Annotated in this window: 25 protein-coding genes; 2 read left to right on the top strand and 23 right to left on the bottom strand. The window is 43.2% G+C overall.

Going from position 1 to position 20,854, the window contains the following annotated elements:
* Nucleotides 1-206 precede the first annotated feature (206 nt).
* From AR335_RS10890 to AR335_RS10860, 7 genes are all read right to left on the bottom strand, one after another.
* On the bottom strand, nucleotides 207-923 hold the full coding sequence (locus AR335_RS10890) for a hypothetical protein (RefSeq protein WP_053358046.1): 717 nt from the start codon (nucleotides 921-923) through the stop codon (nucleotides 207-209).
* A 13-nt stretch (nucleotides 924-936) separates the two neighbouring features.
* Nucleotides 937-1,137, bottom strand: coding sequence for a DUF2768 domain-containing protein (locus AR335_RS10885; protein ID WP_053358045.1), 201 nt, complete (start codon nucleotides 1,135-1,137; stop codon nucleotides 937-939).
* 299 nt (nucleotides 1,138-1,436) lie between these two features.
* Entirely contained in the window at nucleotides 1,437-1,697 is a 261-nt protein-coding gene (locus AR335_RS10880; protein ID WP_053358044.1) for a stage VI sporulation protein F, read from the bottom strand.
* Between the two features lie 89 nt (nucleotides 1,698-1,786).
* Nucleotides 1,787-2,830 carry an NAD(P)H-dependent glycerol-3-phosphate dehydrogenase gene (locus tag AR335_RS10875; protein WP_062235354.1) on the bottom strand — a complete coding sequence of 348 codons (1,044 nt, stop codon included), beginning with the start codon at nucleotides 2,828-2,830 and terminating at the stop codon, nucleotides 1,787-1,789.
* 18 nt (nucleotides 2,831-2,848) lie between these two features.
* The gene (plsY, locus tag AR335_RS10870) at nucleotides 2,849-3,436 is read right to left on the bottom strand and encodes a glycerol-3-phosphate 1-O-acyltransferase PlsY (protein WP_062235351.1); all 588 of its coding nucleotides are present in this window, start codon (nucleotides 3,434-3,436) and stop codon (nucleotides 2,849-2,851) included.
* A 9-nt stretch (nucleotides 3,437-3,445) separates the two neighbouring features.
* On the bottom strand, nucleotides 3,446-4,759 hold the full coding sequence (gene der / locus AR335_RS10865; protein WP_062235348.1) for a ribosome biogenesis GTPase Der: 1,314 nt from the start codon (nucleotides 4,757-4,759) through the stop codon (nucleotides 3,446-3,448).
* A 125-nt stretch (nucleotides 4,760-4,884) separates the two neighbouring features.
* Nucleotides 4,885-5,493, bottom strand: coding sequence for a YphA family membrane protein (locus tag AR335_RS10860; protein WP_156418928.1), 609 nt, complete (start codon nucleotides 5,491-5,493; stop codon nucleotides 4,885-4,887).
* Nucleotides 5,494-5,581: 88 nt separating this feature from the next.
* Between AR335_RS10860 and AR335_RS23130 the strand changes: the two genes are divergently transcribed.
* Nucleotides 5,582-5,722: a YpzI family protein gene (locus tag AR335_RS23130; protein WP_082316214.1), complete on the top strand. Its 141-nt coding sequence runs from the start codon at nucleotides 5,582-5,584 to the stop codon at nucleotides 5,720-5,722.
* A gap of 42 nt (nucleotides 5,723-5,764) precedes the next feature.
* On the opposite strand, the gene rpsA is transcribed toward AR335_RS23130, so the two are convergent.
* The 15 genes from rpsA to AR335_RS10790 all read right to left on the bottom strand — a co-directional run bounded on the left by rpsA (nucleotide 5,765) and on the right by AR335_RS10790 (nucleotide 19,965).
* Nucleotides 5,765-6,910, bottom strand: coding sequence for a 30S ribosomal protein S1 (gene rpsA, locus AR335_RS10855; RefSeq protein ID WP_062235341.1), 1,146 nt, complete (start codon nucleotides 6,908-6,910; stop codon nucleotides 5,765-5,767).
* 74 nt (nucleotides 6,911-6,984) lie between these two features.
* Nucleotides 6,985-7,569 carry a lysophospholipid acyltransferase family protein gene (locus tag AR335_RS10850; protein WP_062235338.1) on the bottom strand — a complete coding sequence of 195 codons (585 nt, stop codon included), beginning with the start codon at nucleotides 7,567-7,569 and terminating at the stop codon, nucleotides 6,985-6,987.
* Nucleotide 7,570: 1 nt separating this feature from the next.
* Complete coding sequence (cmk, locus tag AR335_RS10845; RefSeq protein WP_062235333.1) at nucleotides 7,571-8,245, bottom strand: (d)CMP kinase; 675 nt, start codon at nucleotides 8,243-8,245, stop codon at nucleotides 7,571-7,573.
* A 188-nt stretch (nucleotides 8,246-8,433) separates the two neighbouring features.
* Nucleotides 8,434-8,610: a DUF5359 family protein gene (locus AR335_RS23965; RefSeq protein ID WP_156418927.1), complete on the bottom strand. Its 177-nt coding sequence runs from the start codon at nucleotides 8,608-8,610 to the stop codon at nucleotides 8,434-8,436.
* Nucleotides 8,611-8,660: 50 nt separating this feature from the next.
* Nucleotides 8,661-9,323, bottom strand: a complete 663-nt coding sequence (locus AR335_RS10840) for a flagellar brake protein (RefSeq protein WP_062235330.1) — start codon at nucleotides 9,321-9,323, stop codon at nucleotides 8,661-8,663.
* A 106-nt stretch (nucleotides 9,324-9,429) separates the two neighbouring features.
* On the bottom strand, nucleotides 9,430-10,779 hold the full coding sequence (gene ypeB, locus AR335_RS10835; protein WP_062235327.1) for a germination protein YpeB: 1,350 nt from the start codon (nucleotides 10,777-10,779) through the stop codon (nucleotides 9,430-9,432).
* A gap of 14 nt (nucleotides 10,780-10,793) precedes the next feature.
* Nucleotides 10,794-11,624: a spore cortex-lytic enzyme gene (sleB, locus tag AR335_RS10830; RefSeq protein WP_234293287.1), complete on the bottom strand. Its 831-nt coding sequence runs from the start codon at nucleotides 11,622-11,624 to the stop codon at nucleotides 10,794-10,796.
* Between the two features lie 357 nt (nucleotides 11,625-11,981).
* Nucleotides 11,982-12,662 (bottom strand): glutamic-type intramembrane protease PrsW, encoded by a 681-nt coding sequence (prsW, locus tag AR335_RS10825; RefSeq protein WP_053358033.1) that lies wholly within the window; start codon nucleotides 12,660-12,662, stop codon nucleotides 11,982-11,984.
* A gap of 96 nt (nucleotides 12,663-12,758) precedes the next feature.
* Nucleotides 12,759-13,724, bottom strand: coding sequence for an asparaginase (locus tag AR335_RS10820; protein WP_053358032.1), 966 nt, complete (start codon nucleotides 13,722-13,724; stop codon nucleotides 12,759-12,761).
* A gap of 92 nt (nucleotides 13,725-13,816) precedes the next feature.
* Nucleotides 13,817-14,797, bottom strand: coding sequence for a YpdA family putative bacillithiol disulfide reductase (locus AR335_RS10815; RefSeq protein ID WP_062235321.1), 981 nt, complete (start codon nucleotides 14,795-14,797; stop codon nucleotides 13,817-13,819).
* 150 nt (nucleotides 14,798-14,947) lie between these two features.
* Nucleotides 14,948-16,228, bottom strand: coding sequence for a Glu/Leu/Phe/Val family dehydrogenase (locus tag AR335_RS10810; RefSeq protein ID WP_053358030.1), 1,281 nt, complete (start codon nucleotides 16,226-16,228; stop codon nucleotides 14,948-14,950).
* 189 nt (nucleotides 16,229-16,417) lie between these two features.
* Nucleotides 16,418-17,335 carry a D-alanine--D-alanine ligase family protein gene (locus AR335_RS10805; protein ID WP_062235317.1) on the bottom strand — a complete coding sequence of 306 codons (918 nt, stop codon included), beginning with the start codon at nucleotides 17,333-17,335 and terminating at the stop codon, nucleotides 16,418-16,420.
* Between the two features lie 165 nt (nucleotides 17,336-17,500).
* Nucleotides 17,501-18,091, bottom strand: a complete 591-nt coding sequence (locus tag AR335_RS10800) for a genetic competence negative regulator (RefSeq protein ID WP_053358028.1) — start codon at nucleotides 18,089-18,091, stop codon at nucleotides 17,501-17,503.
* A gap of 89 nt (nucleotides 18,092-18,180) precedes the next feature.
* Nucleotides 18,181-19,119 carry a MerR family transcriptional regulator gene (locus AR335_RS10795; protein WP_062235314.1) on the bottom strand — a complete coding sequence of 313 codons (939 nt, stop codon included), beginning with the start codon at nucleotides 19,117-19,119 and terminating at the stop codon, nucleotides 18,181-18,183.
* Between the two features lie 213 nt (nucleotides 19,120-19,332).
* Nucleotides 19,333-19,965, bottom strand: a complete 633-nt coding sequence (locus AR335_RS10790; RefSeq protein ID WP_062235312.1) for a CBS domain-containing protein — start codon at nucleotides 19,963-19,965, stop codon at nucleotides 19,333-19,335.
* Between the two features lie 136 nt (nucleotides 19,966-20,101).
* On the opposite strand from AR335_RS10790, the gene AR335_RS10785 reads away from it, so the two are divergent.
* Complete coding sequence (locus AR335_RS10785; protein WP_053358025.1) at nucleotides 20,102-20,320, top strand: hypothetical protein; 219 nt, start codon at nucleotides 20,102-20,104, stop codon at nucleotides 20,318-20,320.
* Nucleotides 20,321-20,324: 4 nt separating this feature from the next.
* Here AR335_RS10785 and AR335_RS10780 read toward each other — a convergent pair whose 3' ends face one another.
* Entirely contained in the window at nucleotides 20,325-20,777 is a 453-nt protein-coding gene (locus AR335_RS10780; protein ID WP_062235309.1) for a DUF2663 family protein, read from the bottom strand.
* Nucleotides 20,778-20,854: the final 77 nt, after the last annotated feature.

The raw sequence follows: 20,854 nt of genomic DNA, 5'->3' as shown, positions 1-20,854 counted from the left end.
GAAAGTTTTTTCATACAAAAATCAGCGATGGACCTCAGTTCGTTTTATAGACCGGGAGAGAAGCACAATCAATTGTGATCTTCCGTGTGCAAACTGTCCAGGTTATCACCATGTCCGTTTTTATATAAAAAACCCTCCTCCTTTTCTATGAATGTATTAAAAAGGAGGAGAGTTCATGCCAATTATTTATCTCGTGTTGTATAAAGTTATTGATCAGATGCCAAAAAAACAGGCTCTCCGTTCTTTACAGTATAGGGAACGGAACGCACCGGCACAAAAAATGAGTCCTGCACAAGGAGCGGACGGATGTCTTCTCCCTTTTTTACATGCTGCCCCTTTTTCAGCAGATGGTAGAGATCGATAGAATAATCCACATGAACTTTTGAATCATTATCTACAATAAATGGAAGGTTCTTGCCGGAATAAGGGCTTACTGCGTATGGTGCTTCTTTGTAGCCCATCTTTTTATAATCAAGGGTATACCTGCCATTAGCCAATATCTTTTGATATGGCGGATATTTATGGGTTCGAATATATTCTTTCAATCTGGTTTCCAGATCCTGAGCTTTATTTACGATCACCAGGTCAATCAGCCTTACTTTTGGTTTCGTTTCCGCATCGATGAGCACGTATTGAAACGTGCCTCCTTTTTCGAATGAATTGCCGGGAGGCTGCTGCATGTATTTTGGAATCAGCCTTCCAAAATCAATCGGATACTTTTCATAAACGTCTGTGGAGGCGTCTTTGTTTTTAATCGGAAGCACAGACGTGTCTTTATGGTAATCATCCACTGCGGACTGAACCATGGCCATCTGATCCTTGTATGGTATACGGTTTTCGCTTTTTTGGCTGTCTGGATACAGGCAGCCCGTCAGGCTGAAGAGCAGGCAGACTAAGAACGTGAGAGAACAGATTTTTTTCATGGTTCTGGCGTACCTATCCTTTCACCGGTCCGCTAAAGACTACGAGAACAATTAAGATGCCTGCTGTAATCATGCAAATATATGCGATAGCCGCCAGTATGTATTTAAAGATTCCTTTCAGTTTCGATCTGCTGATCATAATAGAAAAAACCGCAATAAACATCAATGCGATGGATGAAAGCGCAACCCACATTTTCATTAATCCTGCGTCCATATGTATCCCCCTTTGCATACAGCGTAAATTATAGCATAAAACAAAAGAAAAGCGTAAGCGCTCATGTTTTGGTCCGACAAGCGCTGGAGCAATTACACAGCAACACGCTCTTTGTGTTGTGGTGGAAGTGTGAAGCGACCAAAGACGAATTGTTTTCAATTCGTCCAGCCTTGGGCGCTGTAGCTAGACATTACTTCTTTCTTACAACAAAAAAAGGCAGGCCGATGTCTGATACACCGCCTGCCGAACGACTAAAAACCCCAATTTGCAGATTGATTGGCTATCCGTTAAAGTTGTCCCTACTTGTTCTCGAACATTTTAGATAATGTGCTGAAATCAAGAGGCACATTGTTATTGATTACAGCACTGACAATTTGGTCTTCTTTTTGTTTGGAAACAGGGACACCGGCCAAGGAGGCTACCTGGGAAATCAGTCTTCTTAGAGTGCGCTCATCCCGCAGATTTTCATTGCTGACGGTCTGGGCAAGTTTAAAGATATCTTCTTTCTTAACGTTTGTTTTCTTTTCAACTTTATCAAAAAATTGATTGTTACGATCCATTTTTCGTCCTCCTCCAACAACCTATTCACCATTATCCTATGCGTTAGTCTAATAATCGTGAAAGAAATCGGAGAGATAAACCAAATGGATTATTCCGTAATATTTAAATTAGATAAAAGAGAAGAGACGTCTTCCACTTCATGGGTCCTGCTTCTTCTCATCAGTTCATCCACAGCTTCTTTCGCATTTTTTCCGTCGAACAGCACGTCATGAAGAACATTTGTAATCGGCATCTCTACATTTTCCTTCTGGGCCAGCTGGTAAGCCGCTTTTGTTGTTCTGACTCCTTCGACAACCATGCCCATTTTTTCAAGTACCGCATCGAGCGCTTCCCCTTTGCCGAGCATGTTTCCGGCTCTCCAGTTCCTGCTGTGGACACTCGTACATGTAACGATGAGATCTCCGATTCCTGTCAAGCCTGCGAATGTCAGCGGGTTGGCTCCCATTTTCGTTCCAAGCCTGGCGATTTCAGCAAGCCCACGCGTGATAAGAGCGGCTTTGGCATTGTCTCCATAACCAAGCCCGTCAGACATACCGGCTCCAAGCGCGATAATATTCTTCAGTGCTCCGCCGAGTTCAACCCCTACAATATCCGGGTTCGTGTAGACCCTGAAGTTCTGGTTAATAAACAGATCCTGAACAAACTCCGCTTCTTCTACATCGGCTGAGGAAACCGTAACCGTGGTCGGCTGCCGTAATGAAACTTCTTCCGCATGGCTTGGCCCTGAAAGCACAACAATGGATTTGCGCACTTCAGCAGGTACTTCTTCTTCAATGATTTCAGATACACGCTTATACGTTTCCGGTTCTATTCCTTTGCTGGCATGGACGATCGTTACCGGATGATCCAAGTGCGGTACCAGATCGCCAAGCACTTCTCTTATCGCCTTTGTAGGAGCGACAAGCAAGATCATGCCCGCGCCTGAGACCGTTTCCTGAAGATCGGTAAATCCGCGGAGCTCTTCTGGAAGCGAGATACCCGGCAAATATTTTTCATTGGTATGTAAAGAATTGATTTCGTTGATCTGTTCTTGCCTTCTTCCCCATAACCGGACATCGTGTCCATTATCCGCCAAAACGAGGGCCAGCGCTGTACCCCAGCTGCCGGCACCGATTACTGCTACTTTTTCCATTCCTACTCCACTCCTTACTTAATGCCCTATTTTTCTTTCATTTCCTTTTAAAAGTCTGGAGATATTGGTGCGGTGCCTCCATATGGAGAGAACACCGATCAGTGAAGCGCATAGCGCCGCGTCAAAAGGTATTGTTTTTAAAATAAACATTAATGCAGGTGTCAAAATCATAAAAACGATGGAACCTAAAGAAACATAACGGGTAGCTGCAATGAGAAGAATCACAACGATCCCAGATATGAGTGAAGGGATGAACGAAGCTACCATAAAAACACCGATGGTCGTCGCTACCCCTTTACCTCCTTTAAATCCGTAATAGATGGGCCAATTATGCCCGATAATGGCCATCGCTCCCGCAGCGATGGCTGCGGTCATATTGTAATGGAGGCCAATTGCAGCCCACACAGGGATCATCCCTTTTAGCCCGTCCAGCAGCAGCACGCCGATGGCAGGTCCTACACCGATAACCCGCAGCGTGTTCGTGGCTCCTGCATTTCCGCTCCCCAATTTGCGTATATCCTCTTTTTTCAGCCCTTTAGTGATGATATAACTGAAACTGATGGAGCCTAATAAATAAGCACCGATAAACAGCAAGACAATCTGCATGCCGTCTACCTAATCATTTTTTTTGCGGGCAACGATTCTGATCGGGGTACCAATAAAGCCAAACGTCTCCCTTACCTTGTTTTCAAGGAACCTGCGGTATGAAAAGTGAAGAAGTTCAGGATCATTGACAAAAAGAGCGATCGTAGGCGGCTTAATGGCTACCTGAGTGGCATAGTTGATTTTCAGGCGCTTGCCGTTGTCCGTAGGTGTAGGATTCATTGCCACAGCATCCATGATCACATCGTTCAGAACGTTCGTCTGAACACGAAGGGAATGGTTTTCGGCCACTTGATTGATCAAAGGATAGAGAGTATGAAGTCTCTGTTTTGTTTTTGCTGATACAAAAAGAATCGGAGCATAGCTTAGGTACAGGAAATGATCCCGGATCTTCTGTTCAAATTCACGAAGTGTTTTATCATCTTTTTCAACGGCATCCCATTTATTCACGATGATAATGACCGCTTTTCCTGCTTCATGGGCAAAGCCTGCCACTTTTTTATCCTGCTCGATGATTCCTTCTTCCGCATTCAGAACAACACAGACAACATCGGCTCTTTCAATGGCTTTTAAAGCACGAAGAACACTATACTTTTCGGTATTCTCATAGACTTTTCCTCTTTTTCGCATCCCTGCAGTATCAATAATCGTATATTTCTGTCCTTCACGGGTAAATTCTGAATCGATCGCGTCTCTTGTTGTGCCGGCAATATCGCTTACAATCACACGCTCCTTGCCTAAGATCGCATTAACGAGTGAGGATTTACCAACATTTGGGCGTCCGATTAGGCAGAAACGGATCGTTTCATCATCTTCCTCTTCCTCGGGCTGTTCGGGAAAATGGCTGAATACCGCATCGAGAAGGTCTCCAAGGCCAATACCGTGCGAACCCGAAACTGGAAAAGGCTCTCCCATTCCAAGGGAATAAAAATCATAGATCAAATCCTTGCGTTCAGGATTATCTATTTTGTTGACTCCAAGAACAATGGGTTTCTTTGAGCGATGAAGAAGTTTTGCCACCTCTTCATCTGCGGCGGTTACCCCTTCTTTCCCATCGGCAAGAAAAACAATAACATCCGCTTCATCGATAGCGACCTCAGCTTGCTGTCTCATCAGATGCAATAACGGTTCATCTCCGATTTCAATTCCGCCCGTATCAATTATATTAAATTCACGGTTCAGCCATTCAGCTGAACTATAGATTCTGTCTCTTGTCACACCTGGCATATCTTCCACGATAGAAACCCGGTCTCCGACAATACGGTTAAATATTGTGGACTTCCCCACATTTGGTCTTCCGACGATGGCCAAAACTGGCTTTTGCATGTCGACACATCCTTTTTACTTAATAGTCCAAAAAAAGAAAACCCTTCCGCGATGAAGGGCCGCAATAATAGCTAATTTATTTTAGCAGATAAAAGTATAACCCACAACCGTCATTCAGCGCAGACTCACCTTGATACACGTTTTATCATTTTTCCTCTCCCTGCTTCTGCGGACAAAAAATGTCCGAATTGCTTTACGCCTTCAAAGACAAAGCACAGGGCAACTGACAAGGAAACAACATCAAGGAAATTAAGACTTCCCAGTTCAATGCTCCACGTTAGTTTTTTAATAACAACGTGATAGACAGCCTCCCCTTCGCAATATCCCGCTGCGAGCACGATGGGACGAAAACGCGGATGTTTGATTAATAATAAAGAAAGAACAAAGAGAGCACCGGCAAGCAGCCATTTTACTTGTACAACCATCCAAACTGGATCATACATCGAGAGTAGAAGCATGGCATTATAGAAAAGAGCGATCAGAAAAGAACAAAATACGTAATATAGAACCATCTTAAACGGCAATCTAAAAATCCATAAATAACAGCTTAAAAACAGAAATAGAAATGTAAAATTAATGCTCACAAGACCGGTGTCCAATACGAAGCCATGCGCGATCAGCAGGGTGAGAAGCGAGGCTGAATAGACCGTCCGCAGGGGCGATGCTTTCATTAAAAACGTGCTGTAGGCCCATCCAATCCATGCAAACCAATAAAAGAAAATTCCATCCATCATGCTCTCCTCCTCTACCCCCATTATGGCTCAATCGAATAAAACCTAATCATGCAGTCATAATAAAAGCAAACAGAAAGGAGGCAGCAGCATGGGAAAAGACCGTCAGGAAAAAAAACTCCGCGAATCACACAGAGTAGAATCCGACCGTGACCAGAGTCTGAAATATTCTGGAGCTACATCGCTGGAAGGCCCGGAAGAAGCCAAAAGAAGAAATAACCAAAAAAGCTGAAACAAAAGAAAAGAACTCCGCAGCGGGAGTTCTTTTTTTATCTTAATCTTTTTTTAATCCTTTAAGCTGGTCACCGATCATATCGGCAAGCGAGAAGCCTTTTTCTTCTTTCGGGAAGTTCTCACGGATGTTCTGCTGCTCTTTCGCTTCCTGCGCAGCACGGATACTGAGGGAAATTCTTTTTTCTTTCCGGTCAATATCCAACACTTTTACAGTAACCTTCTCACCTTCAGAAAGCACTTCTCCAGGACTTCCAATGTGGCGGTTGCTGATCTCTGAGATGTGTACAAGCCCTTCAACACCTTGTGCGATTTCAACAAAAGCACCGAAGGAAACAAGACGTTTAACCGTACCCTGGATCACTTTGCCTGGGGCAAGACCAGATTCAAGGCTCTCCCAAGGTCCTGGCTGGGTCTCTTTAATGGAGAGAGAAACACGCTCATTATCCCTGTCAACGGAAAGGACCTTAACTTTGACAGCATCCCCTTCTGAGACGACTTCAGACGTATTATCCACCCGTTTATGGGAAAGCTGAGAAATGTGAACGAGGCCGTCAAGACCGCCGATGTCAACAAATGCACCGAAATCGGTTAAACGCTGTACAGTGCCATCAAGCACTTGGCCGGATTCCAAATTGTTCAGGAGCTCTTGTTTCCGCTGTGATTCCACCTCTTCCTCGACGGCGCGATGGGAAAGAATGACGCGGTTTTTCTCTTCATCGAGCTCCATAATTTTAACCGTCAGAGAGCGGTTTTTGTAATCACTGAAGTCTTCAATGAACCTTTTTTCGACCATGGATGCGGGGATGAAACCGCGTACGCCAAGATCGACGACGAGTCCTCCTTTTACAACTTCATGAACCGTTACTTCAAATGTTTCATTCTGACCAAACTTTTGTTTCAGTTCTTCCCAGGACTTGACAGTGTCGACCGCTTTTTTGGAAACGGTGAGCTGTTCTTCAGTAAGAGATGTGACTTTTACCGCCACTTTATCTCCTTCTTTTAGAAAATCTGATGCTTTTTCTACGAAAACATTGGAGATTTCATTCACAGGCAATACAGCATCCTGCTTGTAGCCCACATCTATAATGGCCAGCTTATCTTCAACCTTTAAGACAGTCCCTTCAACTACATCTCCAACTTCGAGCACTTTTGTCTCTTCTAAACTTGTGTTCAACTCATCAGCCATAAAACAATGCCTCCTCAATTTCGTATAAGTATATATTTCAACCTTCAATATGAAGGAAGTATACAGTATTCCTTTTACGATACAGAATCCATAAGAAGCTTTTCTATATTTAACATTATAAGGTTTGTTGCATCTTTTGCGGAAGCTTTTTGCTCTCTCATTTCTGTAAAATCGATCGGCTTCCCGAAAATAATGGTGATTTTTTTGCCGCGTTTATACTCGCCTTTAATGGCACACGGCACGACAGCTGCTTCTGATTTAAGAGCGAAAAAACCTGCGCCTGCAAGTCCCTGGCCCAATTGGCCTGTTTTGCTCCTCGTGCCCTCAGGGAATAACCCGAGTACTTTTCCCTCTTTCAGTATGCTCAATCCATTCCTTAATGCCTGTTTGTCGCTCATTCCCCGCTTTACAGGAAACGCATTGATTTTTGGAAGGATTGTCTTTAAGACAGGCATACTGAACAGTTCAGCTTTGGCCATAAAATGAACATCTCGTGGTGCGGCCACTCCGACTAGCGGAGGATCAAAATTATTAATATGGTTGCTGCAAAGAAGAATTCCGCCATCGGCAGGTACATTTTCAAGCCCTTGAATATCAATTTTGTACATACTTTTCAAAAAAGCACCGCACACCGCTTTACCGAATTTGTAAAGGTTCACTTTATCCAGCCCTTTCACTCACCAAATGAAGGATTTCATTAACAACATCTTCAATGGACATTGATGTGGTGTCAAGCTCAATCGCGTCATCCGCTTTTTTTAACGGAGCAAACTCGCGCTCTGAATCGCGTTTATCGCGGAGGCTGATCTCTTCTTTCAGTTTCTCAAGATCGGTTTCATACCCTTTGCTTTTATTTTCATCATATCTTCGTTTCGCACGCTCTTCTACAGATGCGATCAAAAACACCTTCAATTCAGCATCAGGCATAACATGGGTGCCGATGTCACGGCCGTCCATTACTACTCCGCCTTCGCTTGCAAGTTCCTGCTGCCGCCTGACCATCTCTTCTCTGACCTCTTGCGGTGTAGCGACAAAGGAAACGTTGTTCGTCACATCCGAGCTTCTAATTTCTTTGGAGACATCACTTCCATCAAGGATGACAGCCTGGCCGTCTCCTGTAATCTCCAATTCTATGGTCGTTTCTTTTAGAAGAGATTGCAGCATGCTGCCGTCATGCAGATCAGACTTGGAAGACAGGGCTTTGTAGGTTAATGCCCGGTACATTGCACCCGTGTCTATGTATATATAGGAAAGCTTGTCCGCGACCAATTTTGCAACTGTACTTTTGCCCGCTCCTGCTGGGCCGTCAATGGCGATTTTTAATTTCTTGTTCATGTTTCCTCCTGCATACACAAAAATCTTTTTTTTGAAACCATACGAATAAAAGCAGGTATACACCCTGCTTTTTATAGTTAAGAAATTATATTATTCAACTCCGCTTACAAGGGTACTGGCTCCATCGCTTCTGCTTTTCTTAACTATTCATAGGCAACTTTTCGCCATTAACTATAACATAAACGCATCTAGCGGTCTATGGTTTCCATAGTGCCTGGGTTCTTTCCTTTAATGACGCCTTCATAATAAATACTTTTGTTTACGTTCCGTTTCCAAGTGTCATGAGTCAGTATCCATTGTGAAAGGATCATGAATACAAAATGGATAATGGCCAGCCTTATGAGCAGACCTTCAATTTTTTTCAAGCCGATCAGCCTCCGATACATGAAAATAATATATCCAAGCCTGAAATGTTCTATTCGTTTAAAAGCTTCTTTTTCTCAGCGAGCTGCTGTTCAAAACAATAGCGGACAAGGTTTTGCTGTGCGGCTTCCCCCAGATTTTCAAAATGGACAGATGCTTTTTCTCTCTCTCCGTCATGCAGGATCCGCAGCACTCTGCATTCTGCTTTCAGATAATGGATAGCGCCTGTCCGCATAGGAAGAACCACACCGCATAAAACCTGCATCCCTTCCTGTAAAGGATGTCCCTCCTGCAAAACAATTCTTAGCCCTCCCGCACTGATATCCGAAGTGACAGTAGTGAAGGGATCAAAAGAAGAGGGTTCCTCTAATGGATGAACCGCAATATCCAGCATGGTTTCGATTCTAATAAATTGCCTCCGCTGCAGCTTTACCAGCGAATTTTCAACCGGATAATGGATGGCCAAGAGCGGAATCCTGTCGATCTTGCGTCCGCATAGTTTTGTATGAAACATATATACATTTTGATCATCATGATAAAATGTTGCTTTGAATGCTGTTCCATTCATGAAAAATTCCATTTTCCCTGTTTTTTCATTGAACGGATAATCAATATAGATCTGTTCATCCGACAGTTCCATCACTTTACATTTGTAGCGCGTCCCGTAATCCGATACTGCCGTCTCTAAAAATAGAGTGTCTCCTATAGCAAACAACCAAATCCCCCATTATAAGACTATTTTACCATTAATTATGCCATATTTCCCAGAAAGTTCAAGACCATTTAAAAAAGGAAAGCGCTGGCGCTTTCCTTTTACTATCTTACATGGAGCTGTAATCAGGTTCTCCTTCTTTCAATTTCTTAACCTGTTCTTCGTCTCCGTTTAGTGCACTGATGTAGATTACATACGTTTCGTCGCCGAGAAGACCTAAGAACTCATAACAGTAAACTTCCTGCTGCACATCATTCTTGATGATCGCCATGTGTTTTTCCATGACCTTGAATTTCGGGTTAAGCTTCGTTCTTGCCTGTTTTTCATTGATTTTTGCAGGAGGAATGGTCCGGTCGTGATGGGAAGTCAAGAAATCGGTTCCCTGGTACCCCATTATATCTCCATTGTCCAGAGCAACTTTGATGGAAATGCTGTCCGGATAAATCCTTACGCCATCCTGAACACTTACGAAAGTGAAGACAGCGATGTTATCGTACTGGTTGGCTGAAACGACCTCCATCTTACTTTTCATATGAAGAGTAAGGAACGAAATGGCTTCCTTCTGTGCATCGTTCAAGCTGATCTTCTGGGCCGCTACTTTCCTGTCTTGCAGCACCCATAAAGGATAACCGCCTTTTTTCGTCACATCCATGTAGGTTGTGGCTTTTGTGTCAGGATTGTACATCGTGATGGAATATGCTTTATATTGCGAGCCCTTTCCCGTTTCCTTTACGTTGATCCTTACATTTTTCTTGAGCTGAAAGAACTTGATCGCGAGCTTTTTCGCCTCCTGTTTCGTGATGTTCTTTCCTTCAAGCTTTGATACATTTCGCTTTTTCGCATTATGCATATTCGAAACTTCAGGACCAAAATCCGTCTGAGAATAACCTTCTGAAGATTTGTCCACGGTCTTAAAACCATCGATAATCGTATTGTCCTCCGGCTGTTTGTTGTTAGCGAGCGCCATTTCAACATCCATCCAGCGAAGGTTGTTTTTTGAAGCCAGTGCTTCGGTCCTGCGAAGTTCATTCTGTATTTCTGAAGAGTTGGCATACAATTTTTTGAGTGTAGCATGTTCTTTATCCGAGAGCGGCTTCTTTTCAAGATCTCTCAGTGAGACACGATAACTGAAATCCCCCATCTTGGTTAAAAAATCTTCCGTCTTATTAAATGGAAGCAAAGAAAGCGGCAATTGCCCAACATTGTTATGTGCTTCTGACGTAAGCCTCCACACTTGTGCCAGCGTCGGTGAAAGCTGGCGCTTGGAGTTCATGGCCAATGTTTCCCCAATTTTGTCATGCAGAGAATCTACATTAAAGTTTAAGTCATGGAATGCACGCTGATAGTTATTTTCCGCCTGAATGAGGATAGCGTTCTTTTGCTGGTGTTCACTGTATCCCCAATACCCTGTACCCGCTATGGCTAATACTAAAAGAGCAATTAATACTGTTCGTATCAATGAAATCACCTCCGTTATTTGGTATAGATGTGCTTACCAATTTTTTTGATTTGAGGCCTTGTCCAGATCCATCCGGATGTCGCTGTATCCGGATTGAAATAATAAAGCGCTTCTCCTGTCGGATCCCATCCGTTCAGAGCATCCATCACAGCTTTTTTCGCTTTCTGATTCGGCGTCAGGTAAATCTGTCCGTCTGCAACGGCTGTGAACGCACCTGGTTCAAAAATGACGCCGGATACGGTATTAGGAAACTCCGGACTTTCCACCCGGTTGATGATGACAGCTGCTACAGCAACCTGGCCGATATAAGGTTCTCCGCGGGACTCACCGTAAACGGCGTTTGCCATCAAATTAATATCATTCTGAGAATAGCCATCCGGGATGTTTTTGCCTGGTCTCGGCTTGCTTACCTTAGCAGCCGGCTTGTTACCTGGCTTTGCGGGTGCAGCTTTTTTTCCTGGTCTTGCAGGCTGGGCTGCCTTCTTCCCGCCTCCCTGCTTGACTTGTTTTTCTTTTGGAACGCCGCCATAAGTGGTAAACTTATTGCCTTTGCGGATCTGCTTATGAACCCATCCATAATTGAATTTTGTCTGGTCCGCCAGCTTCTTCTTTGTTGTAAACCCAGCGAGCCCATCAATCTTTAACCCGTTCTCATACTGGAAATTGCGCAGAGCCCAATAGGTTCTCCAGCTGAAGACACCATCTATGGGGCCATTGTAATATCCGATATACTGCAGCCTTGACTGCAGCTCCACTACATCTTCACCCGTGGCACCTTTTTGGATGACTTGGGGCGTAAAGGCATGAGTGGTCTCCGGAGTGTATCCGGCCATAATACATGACATAGCAACTAAAAAAAACAGCGTCCTTTTTATGTAACGCATTGGTTTTTTCATGAGAAAGTGCCTCCTGTGAAATATTCTCAGCTTTGTATGATAAAAGTAGCTTTTGTAAATCTCAGCATTTTATGCAACGTATTGTACAAGAAAAGCGCAAGCGTCCTGCTTAAGTCTGACAAGCGCTGAAGGTCTTACACAGCAACACGTTTTTTGTGTTGAGGTGTAAGAGCGAGCGACCAAAGACGAAAACAGTACTCTATTTTCGTTCTCCGGGGACCTATGACGAAATAGCTATTTCGTCCATGGACGCTGTAGCTAGACAAGAATTAGACATAAAAAAACCCGGAGATTTTTATCTCCGGGTTAGGATCCTACATTTTTCTGCCGTGTCAGCCAGGCTGTTTTATGGGCATTTGCGAGCTTCACTTTTTTTAGTCCCAGCCACCATAAGAACAGCATGAAAGGCAGCATGGCGATGAGAAAGTCTTTTTCAAAAACAAGCAGAATCCAGTTATAGATTCCATGCAGTCCGAACGGAATTATGATCGAAAGACTTAAAAACACCTTTTTCCGGGAACCGGATGAAAACTTGGCCTTCCCAAAGTAATATCCACTGATGACTCCGAAAAGAGCATGGCTGGAAACCGGCATTAAAGCTCTGCCCATCGCTTCGTTAACCCCATGCACGTACAGGTAAAAAATGTTCTCCATTGAAGCGAACCCAAGGGATAAGGCCACGGCATAAACGATACCGTCATAAGGCTCATTAAATTCGGCATGCTGATAAGCGCAATAGAAAACAAGAAACCACTTCAGAAACTCTTCGAGCAGAGCAGAAAGAAAAAAGCCTTCTGTAAAAGAAGAAACCATCATTTCCTCTTTAAATCCAAATTGGATGACCATAATCGGAAAAACAAGCAAAGCTCCAAAAATATATAATCGAATGACCATGGAAACAGGCTCGGTTTCATATTTATCTTTTAAATAAAAGAAAGCAAGCAGGGCGACAGCAGGAGCGACCCCTGCCGAAACAATTCCTAACATAGCAGCCCTCTTTTCAGCTGTTTTTTTACAATGGTATCATGGAACACCCAGAATGGAAACCCTAGCTGATGTTTATGAAAAAATTGTAACATCTTCCTAGAAAATATTTTGGATGCGATCTCCCTCACCGGCAGCCAGGAGCACAGCCAGACGAATCCTTGCTTTCTTGCTGTCATAGTCTTTTCCAAGGATAACCCCGTGTTCAGCAAGATCAAACGTACTTCCAAGATAATCATAAGTCGGATATACTTGGCCCTCCTCAGAACTGGTCGTAATGACGACCTTTATGCCAGCATCAACTGCTTCAATAATGGAATTCATCATCAGCGGAGCTACCTGCCCTCTGCCTGCTCCTTCTAGAACAATGCCCTGAACGCCGCTTTCGATGGCCGCTTTAATAAATTTGCCGTCTGCGCCAATATAACATTTGATGATATCAACGGGAGGCACTGCTTTTTCTACAGTATAATATTCCCTTCCGATCGGCTTTTGGTAGGCTACGACCTTATCGTTATCGATAATTCCTAAGTACCCAAAACCAAAAGAATTAAAGCCCTGCAGGTTGGATGCATGGACTTTTTTTACATACCTGGCCGTAAAAATTCTCTCGTTAAATACAACTACTGTTCCCGAACCTTTTAAATCAGGGTCACATGCAGTATAGATGGCGTGCCTCATATTCGTATAAGAGTCACTGCCGATTTCTCCGGGTGAACGCTGTGAACCCGTAACGACTACTGTCCTCGGATCTGCGATGGTCAGATCAAGAAAATAAGCGGTTTCTTCAATACTGTCTGTTCCATGGGTAATGACTACACCATCATAATCTGAATCCTTAAAAAGGTTTTCAATGGCTTCCTTAAGCACGTTAAGATGTTCAAACGTCATATGCATACTCGGGACCTGAAACAGTGAAAAAATACTAACTTCAATATCGTTTGGCAGCTCAATCATTGCCGCCAGCTCTTCCCCCGTCAGAGCGCCTGAAGATAAAAGGCCTGACGTTTCATTCGGCTTGCTGGCAATGGTTCCGCCAGTAGTTATCAACGCTACTTTTTTCATATGTAAACACCTCTTAAGTATCATAACACATGCTTTTCACCGCAAAAACCCACCAATTAATCGGCTTACATAAATAAAAGCAGCACCTGTTTTTATTTATGAGATGCCGATAACGTATCGGCGATCAGTCCGCCATGGAACCTTCCATTCTCAATAAAGATCTCATTAGCATTGTTGCCTGCAGCAATGACACCGCAGATGAACACATTTTCCACATTCGTTTCCATCGTCTCAGGATTGTGGGCGGGCCGGCCTGTTTCATGGTCAATATGGATACCGATTTTTTCAAGGAACCCGTGATCCGGATGATATCCTGTCATGGCAAACACAAAATCTGCCTTGACCGTTTCTTTTTCTCCGTTTTTATCAAAGGTTACTGTATTTTTTCCGATTTCAAGAACGTTCGACTGAAAGTGCATGGCGATCTTGCCGCTGTTTACATGCGATACAAACTCAGGCAATACCCATGGTTTTACACTCTTCGAATAATCTTCACCCCGGTAGAGAACCGTCACCCTCGCACCGGCTTTTTGAAGTTCAAGCGCTGTATCGACCGCAGAGTTTTTTCCGCCGATCACCGTCACGTCTTTATCATAATAAGGATGACCTTCCTTAAAATAATGAAAAACATGCTGCTGCTCCTCACCTTGTATGTTCATATAGGTCGGATTATCATAGTATCCTGTCGCAATTATAACGGCCTTCGCCTCGTATACATTGGAGTCACCTTTAGCCGTTTCTGTCTGGACATGATAAGTTGTACTGTCCCCTTTTTGTACAGCAGTTACTTTCTCAAACGTGCGGATGTTCAGTTCTTTCCGTTTGGCCACCTCGCGATAGTAAGTCAGTGCGTGGATTCTTCTCGGTTTTCTTTCCTCATTGACAAAAGGTACATCACCAATTTCAAGTTTTTCACTAGTGCTGAAAAACGTTTGGTGAGTCGGGTAGTTATAGATTGACTCCACGATATTCCCCTTCTCGATCACCACATAGGAAAGCCCTATTTCCTTCACAGCGATGGCTGCGGATAAGCCGCACGGCCCCCCGCCGATAATACAAACATCGTACTTCATTTCTCCACTCTCCTGGTTCACAAATCTATAGCTTGCTCTTTTTATATAGGCTCACACATAGCCTTTCATTAATAAAAATGATTTATCCCTTAAACCATAAAAAACCCCTATCAATTAATGATAGGGGATTCTTCTGGCATTTGCAAAAGATTAAATCCATCCTCTGAAACGGGAGGCTTCAGCCATCTTGCGCACGCCTACCATATAGGCTGCGAGGCGCATGTTTACTTTACGGTTCATGGCCGTTGTGTAAACGTTATTAAAAGATTTCACCATTACAGTTTCAAGCTTCTCTTCTACTTCTTCTTCTGTCCAATAATATCCCTGGTTGTTCTGTACCCACTCGAAATAGGAAACCGTTACACCGCCGGCACTTGCCAGTACGTCCGGTACAAGAAGGATGCCGCGTTCTGTTAAAATCTTTGTTCCTTCAAGTGTTGTAGGGCCATTGGCTGCTTCGACTACGATGGAAGCTTTAATATTATGGGCATTTTCTGCTGTAATCTGATTTTCAATCGCTGCAGGAACAAGAATATCGCAATCCAGTTCTAAAAGCTCTTTGTTGGATATGGTATCTTTGAATAATTTAGTAACCGTACCAAAGCTGTCGCGCCTTTCCAAGAGATAGTCAATATCAAGGCCTTCTGGATCGTGGAGTGCACCATAAGCATCAGAGATCCCAATGACTTTTGCGCCTGAATCATGCATAAACTTCGCTAAGAAGCTGCCTGCGTTTCCGAATCCCTGGATAACGACTCTTGCACCCTCAATTTCAAACCCGCGTTTTGCAGCTGCTTCACGAATGCAGATCGTTACTCCTTTTGCTGTAGCTGTTTCACGGCCGTGTGAACCGCCTAGAACAAGCGGCTTGCCTGTGATGAAGCCAGGTGAGTCGAATTCTCTGATCCGGCTGTATTCATCCATCATCCAGGCCATGATTTGAGAGTTGGTAAACACGTCTGGTGCCGGAATGTCCTTTGTTGGACCAACAAGCTGACTGATCGCACGTACATAACCGCGGCTTAGACGCTCCAGTTCACGGAACGACATGTTGCGGGGATCACAAATGATTCCCCCTTTACCTCCGCCGTATGGAAGATCCACAATTCCTGCTTTTAAGCTCATCCAAATCGAAAGTGCTTTCACTTCTGTCTCTGTTACACTCGGGTGAAAGCGGACTCCCCCTTTAGTCGGGCCGACTGCGTCATTATGCTGGGAACGGTATCCCGTAAATATTTTAGTAGAGCCATCATCCATTTTTACCGGGATGCGAACAGTCAGCATCCGGATCGGTTCTTTGAGAAGTTCATATACTTCTTCAGGGTACCCTAATTTATCAAGTGCTTCCCCAATCACTGATTGTGTTGCGGTTAGCACGTTATTATTTTCATGGTTATCAGATTTGTGATCTGCTGCGTTTTGGGCAGTCATTTGGTTACCTCCCATTATTGTCACCTCTAAAGTTTAGTCAATCTTCAGAGACAGTATACACCTTTGTTAGTCCTATGAGAAGGGGATTTTCAAGATAATCGCGAAAAAGGTAAGCGCTTTCGGTACTTTTTTACTATCAGACGACCGGCATAATGAAGCCCCCCCTAGACTTGAAGGGAGGGCGGCCGTTTATTTTTGAAGCGAAAGCTGAATGAGCTTCTCGATCATATCAGGGTAAGAAAGACCTACTTCTTTCGCCGCGTCCGGGAATAAGCTGGTTGGTGTCATTCCCGGCAGCGTATTGACTTCAAGAATGACAGGTTCACTTCCGTCGCTCGGAATAATGAAATCAACTCTGGAATAAACTTCGCACCCCAATACCTCATGAGCCAAAACGGCTTGTTTCTGAAGCAATGATGTGGTTTTTTCATCAAGGCGTGCCGGTACATAATGAACACTTCCGCCTTCCGCATACTTGGATTCATAATCGTAATATTCATTTTTTGGGACAATCTCAACGACAGGGAGAGCATTGACACTTCCTTTTTCCCCCATAACCGCCACTGTCACTTCTTTGCCGGATACAAATTCTTCAACCATTACTGTATGATCATGCAAAAGGGCTGATGCGATGCCTTTCAGCATTTCATCTTTGTTTTTTGCGATGGTCAATCCGATCGTAGATCCCTCATGATTCGGTTTGACGACAAGTGGAAATCCGAAAGGAACATCGAGTTTATCCTCGCGGTAGAGCTTTTTCTCCAAAACAACCTCTTTAGCTGTTCTGATTCCAGCATTTTTAAAAAACTGTTTGGAACGGGCTTTATCCATTGCCAGTGCCGATGCAAGAACACCAGAACCAACATAAGGAATCTTCAGCATATCAAGCAAGCTTTGCAGCTTGCCGTCCTCACCGTATTTTCCATGCAATCCGATGAATACGATATCTGCATTCAGCTGAATGATTTCTTCCAGTCGATCAGGATGAAAGTCCACTCCGATTACTTCATGCCCTTTCGCTTCCAAAGCGTTCATAATCTGTTTTCCACTAGATAAGGATACCTCGCGCTCAGCGGATACTCCTCCGTATAAAACTGCAATTTTCATGTGTGTAATCACTCCCACCCCAAAAATATATGTAGTTCATTATATTCCCTGCCACTTTTTGTGAGCTTTTCTATAAGGAAATCCCATATATCATACCATGTTTGCAGGTTGATGTAATGGCTAATGTGTTTTTTTTAAATAAAAAACTCCCGGATTTTCGGGAGTTTAATTAAAATAAGAATTGATTTGGGAAATTGCATTGCTTTCCATCAGGGCTTTGCCGTATTCGATCACTCTGTAGCTCGTAATGGTAGAAGAACTGCCAAATTCAGCTAATAATGCAATGAGTGTATCCAGTTCAATATCGGGAAGATCCTGTTCTTCAAACTTCAGATAGAAACAGTTTTCAAATGAATAGAGTGTTCCACCGTCAATGCTGAGCTGACCAAGGCGTTTTGCCAATGATATGACATCTTCAAATGAAGAAAATTCATAGAAGATTTCGTCACTTTCATCCAAGGTTACTTGCATTTCAATATAGTCTTCATCATATTCATCTTCGAGTTCATACTCGTTATGACCTTTTGTCACAATGACCACCATTCCTTGCGCCGGTAAAGCAAAAACTTCAACAGCAATCGGTCCGTCTGCTTTGAATCCCACTTCGTCGTCTGCTTCGGTCATCATATCTCTGAATAGTTGGTGAACTTTAGGAATATCCTGCCATATTTCATCTTTGGAGATTCCGCGTTCTTTTAAATCATCAAACGTTAGGAAGATCTTGATCTTGTTATAAGTTAATCGCTCTACCCGCATTTCTGGTCCCCCTTACGATCGATTCCGCAACTCTTTAATACACTATATGAGTGAGAAGGAAGTTGGTGCTAAACTTCTCTTACCACACTTTAATGATCAAGAGCCGGTCGCTTTTCTTGTTTTAATTTTTTATGAATCCATTGTTCCCAATCTGTTTTGGTGTTCCCTATTATGATGTCTTTAAATTTGGTTTTTATATCATTGGATAAATATTCAATTCCCAGTCCTCCTAAGCCGATTTGAAGGTTTGGATACTCTTTATCCACCTTTTCAAGCCATTTCAGGGTCTGAGAAGTATGTTGTTCCATCGTACAGGAAACAACTAACAATTTAGGGTCGATTTCTTTAATGACAACATTAAGATCCTCGGGAGGGATTCCTTCACCGAGATAGATGACTTCAAACCCTTTTTGCCTCAGGTACAGTGTGAAGATCAGTAAACCTAATTCATGGGTCTCTTTTAATCCGCAAACCGCCATTACTTTTGGCAAGTAACCGTCGACAGGAAGATGATAGAGTATGTTCCCGATCTTCGCCTTCAAAAAAGAGGTCGAATAATGCTCATGGGCAACCGTAATTTTATGGTTCTCCCACATATGGCCGATTTTTACGAGTAAAGAGCCTAGTATATCAATCGTTACTTTTTCTATGGTAAACAGGCTGAATGCACGGTCCAAAACTTCCTTGGCTTTGTTTTCATGGAAAGAAAGGAGTGCTGACAGCAGCTCGTCCGCCAGTTGGACAGCCCTATCCTTCTGGCTGCTGTTCTCGACGACGAACTGATCGATGTTATTTTCATGATGTTCAAGCAGATCTACAGCCTGGCTAATGGTGAAACCGTGATTAATTTTATTCATGAGCCATTTAATGATATAGATGTGTTCATCCGTATATAGCCTGTGGCCAGCTTCATTGCGCTTGGGCTGGATGATGGAATATCTCCGCTCCCAGGCTCTTAATGTTCCCGCCTGGATTCCAAGCATTTTTGAAACGGCTTTAATATTGTATTTCCCTTCCTGTGAAGCCATTTCTATATCCTCCAATAGCTGATTATACCTATAAGTATAGCGGACTGCTTACCTTGTGTAAAATTTGTACAACGCCTCACAAATATACTCGTACATGCATAGAACTAAAAAGATAGGGAGTATGATGTTAATCCCCGTTAATAACTTTTTGTAAAACACATTTTAACTGAAAATTGATAAAAAGGACAGCCCCGGTATACAGGGCTGGCCGGATCAATCCTCATGTATGCTTAAAATTCTGAATCCAGACTGGCTGAGCTTTTCCACAAACTTTTCAAGATTTGGTGTTTTTTCCACTTTCATTACCATCCGTCTTACGAGCTGATCCGTTTCATCAAATGTAGTCAGTGAGATAATATTCTCGTGAAATTGCTTTGTAATCTCAGACAATCGGGCAATCCTCCCTTCCGTTTCAAGGGAAGCGAAGGATAATCTAATCCCGGGCTTTTTCATGCCGAACGCGCTTTGAAACTGCTCCAGCACATCATACCGGGTAACGACGCCAAGCAATTGATTATGTTTGTCAGTTACGCCAACGATCGGCATATCTTTTACCATCAGCAGGGTCCTTTCAAACATTTCATCTTCACTGATGGTCAGGTTTCTGCAGCAGGCAATATCGCCGGCTTTTGTTTTTGCTAAAAATTGCTCCTTTGTCTTGCCGCTCGCAAAAAAAGCTTCATAGATGGAATGCCGTGTAAGAATCCCTTTAAACCTGTTATCAGAGACGACCGGAACTCCGTCAATATCATACTTTTGCAGAAGATCAAGCACTTGTTTTACAGAATCTTTTTCCTTCACAAAATGTGTCTTACGCAGTGGGATCATATTGCTTTTTACAAACATACCCTTTCACTTCCTCCCCGCAGCCACTCGTTTTAAATTTTAAGAATATTTAAAATCTTTTATTGAAAATACTGTAAAATTGACTTATCATTGAATTAACCAGTGAAAAACTTAAAAAAGAATGGAGAGGAACATCATGACTTTATTAAAAATCAAGACAAAATCTCTCGTGTTAAATAAAGATCTAAGATATAACGAAAAACTTGGCCTCCCAGTTGAAGTCTATTGTCCGAATTCCCATAGAACTATAGCTTTCGGGCGCATCGAGACGATGGATGACCATTTTGTAGTCATTAATTCAGAGAAACATTCCATCGCTGATCACTTCTTTTTCGGATGCCCCAGCGCGATCTAGCTCTTCATTTATGATACAGATTTATGTTGTACTCAGATTTAACATACTCCAATACCTGATACCTGTTCTTCCACATTTCCGGCCTTGGCCATAAATCGTCTCCGCGTTCAATAATCTCTTTCCTGATGCTTTCATATTCATCATCCGCTTTTGCACATTTCTTTTTGAGCCGTTTCCACTGAACCCCTGCCACTAGAAAATAAATCCCGATAAACCAGATCATCCTGTCACCTGCGAGTGAAAACAACGCCGCCCGTACACTTTCAGCATGGGTTAACTTAAAACCATACAAGTAGATCAACGCCAGGCAGCCCATGAGCGAACTATAAAACGCCCACCATTTCATCTGTCTATCATACTGGTCTTTCTGTTCTTTCTTTTCAATCAGCGTCTGAAGCACCACTTTGCAGATTTCTGAGATAAAAGGCTCGACCTTCCAGTAGTTGATTGCGTTCATATAAGCCCCCTCCTGCTTCAACGTATGCAAAATAAGATTAAATCATTCCCAATGGCTTCCCGTTTTTAATCTCGTCT

The organism is Fictibacillus sp. FJAT-27399 (assembly GCF_001510655.1).
GTDB classification, from domain to species: Bacteria; Bacillota; Bacilli; order Bacillales; family Fictibacillaceae; genus Fictibacillus_C; species Fictibacillus_C marinisediminis.
The sequence above is the reverse complement of the archived record's forward strand: the minus strand, read 5'-3'. Positions and strand labels throughout refer to the sequence as shown.

What these genes read in the sequence shown, in the direction of transcription:
- AR335_RS10860 (WP_156418928.1), bottom strand. Translation starts at nt 5,493, where the DNA reads ATGATGGATGGAATTTTCTTTTATTGGTTTGCATGGATTGGATGGGCC.
- rpsA (WP_062235341.1), bottom strand. Translation starts at nt 6,910, where the DNA reads ATGGCTGATGAGTTGAACACAAGTTTAGAAGAGACAAAAGTGCTCGAA.
- AR335_RS10890 (WP_053358046.1), bottom strand. Translation starts at nt 923, where the DNA reads ATGAAAAAAATCTGTTCTCTCACGTTCTTAGTCTGCCTGCTCTTCAGC.
- AR335_RS10875 (WP_062235354.1), bottom strand. Translation starts at nt 2,830, where the DNA reads ATGGAAAAAGTAGCAGTAATCGGTGCCGGCAGCTGGGGTACAGCGCTG.
- AR335_RS23130 (WP_082316214.1), top strand. Translation starts at nt 5,582, where the DNA reads ATGGGAAAAGACCGTCAGGAAAAAAAACTCCGCGAATCACACAGAGTA.
- sleB (WP_234293287.1), bottom strand. Translation starts at nt 11,624, where the DNA reads ATGTCATGTATTATGGCCGGATACACTCCGGAGACCACTCATGCCTTT.
- plsY (WP_062235351.1), bottom strand. Translation starts at nt 3,436, where the DNA reads ATGCAGATTGTCTTGCTGTTTATCGGTGCTTATTTATTAGGCTCCATC.
- AR335_RS10880 (WP_053358044.1), bottom strand. Translation starts at nt 1,697, where the DNA reads ATGGATCGTAACAATCAATTTTTTGATAAAGTTGAAAAGAAAACAAAC.
- prsW (WP_053358033.1), bottom strand. Translation starts at nt 12,662, where the DNA reads ATGTTAGGAATTGTTTCGGCAGGGGTCGCTCCTGCTGTCGCCCTGCTT.
- cmk (WP_062235333.1), bottom strand. Translation starts at nt 8,245, where the DNA reads ATGAACAAGAAATTAAAAATCGCCATTGACGGCCCAGCAGGAGCGGGC.
- AR335_RS10785 (WP_053358025.1), top strand. Translation starts at nt 20,102, where the DNA reads ATGACTTTATTAAAAATCAAGACAAAATCTCTCGTGTTAAATAAAGAT.
- AR335_RS10885 (WP_053358045.1), bottom strand. Translation starts at nt 1,137, where the DNA reads ATGGACGCAGGATTAATGAAAATGTGGGTTGCGCTTTCATCCATCGCA.
- der (WP_062235348.1), bottom strand. Translation starts at nt 4,759, where the DNA reads ATGCAAAAGCCAGTTTTGGCCATCGTCGGAAGACCAAATGTGGGGAAG.
- AR335_RS10790 (WP_062235312.1), bottom strand. Translation starts at nt 19,965, where the DNA reads ATGTTTGTAAAAAGCAATATGATCCCACTGCGTAAGACACATTTTGTG.
- AR335_RS10815 (WP_062235321.1), bottom strand. Translation starts at nt 14,797, where the DNA reads ATGAAGTACGATGTTTGTATTATCGGCGGGGGGCCGTGCGGCTTATCC.
- AR335_RS10805 (WP_062235317.1), bottom strand. Translation starts at nt 17,335, where the DNA reads ATGAAAATTGCAGTTTTATACGGAGGAGTATCCGCTGAGCGCGAGGTA.
- AR335_RS10795 (WP_062235314.1), bottom strand. Translation starts at nt 19,119, where the DNA reads ATGGCTTCACAGGAAGGGAAATACAATATTAAAGCCGTTTCAAAAATG.
- AR335_RS10800 (WP_053358028.1), bottom strand. Translation starts at nt 18,091, where the DNA reads ATGCGGGTAGAGCGATTAACTTATAACAAGATCAAGATCTTCCTAACG.
- AR335_RS10780 (WP_062235309.1), bottom strand. Translation starts at nt 20,777, where the DNA reads ATGAACGCAATCAACTACTGGAAGGTCGAGCCTTTTATCTCAGAAATC.
- AR335_RS10810 (WP_053358030.1), bottom strand. Translation starts at nt 16,228, where the DNA reads ATGACTGCCCAAAACGCAGCAGATCACAAATCTGATAACCATGAAAAT.
- AR335_RS10820 (WP_053358032.1), bottom strand. Translation starts at nt 13,724, where the DNA reads ATGAAAAAAGTAGCGTTGATAACTACTGGCGGAACCATTGCCAGCAAG.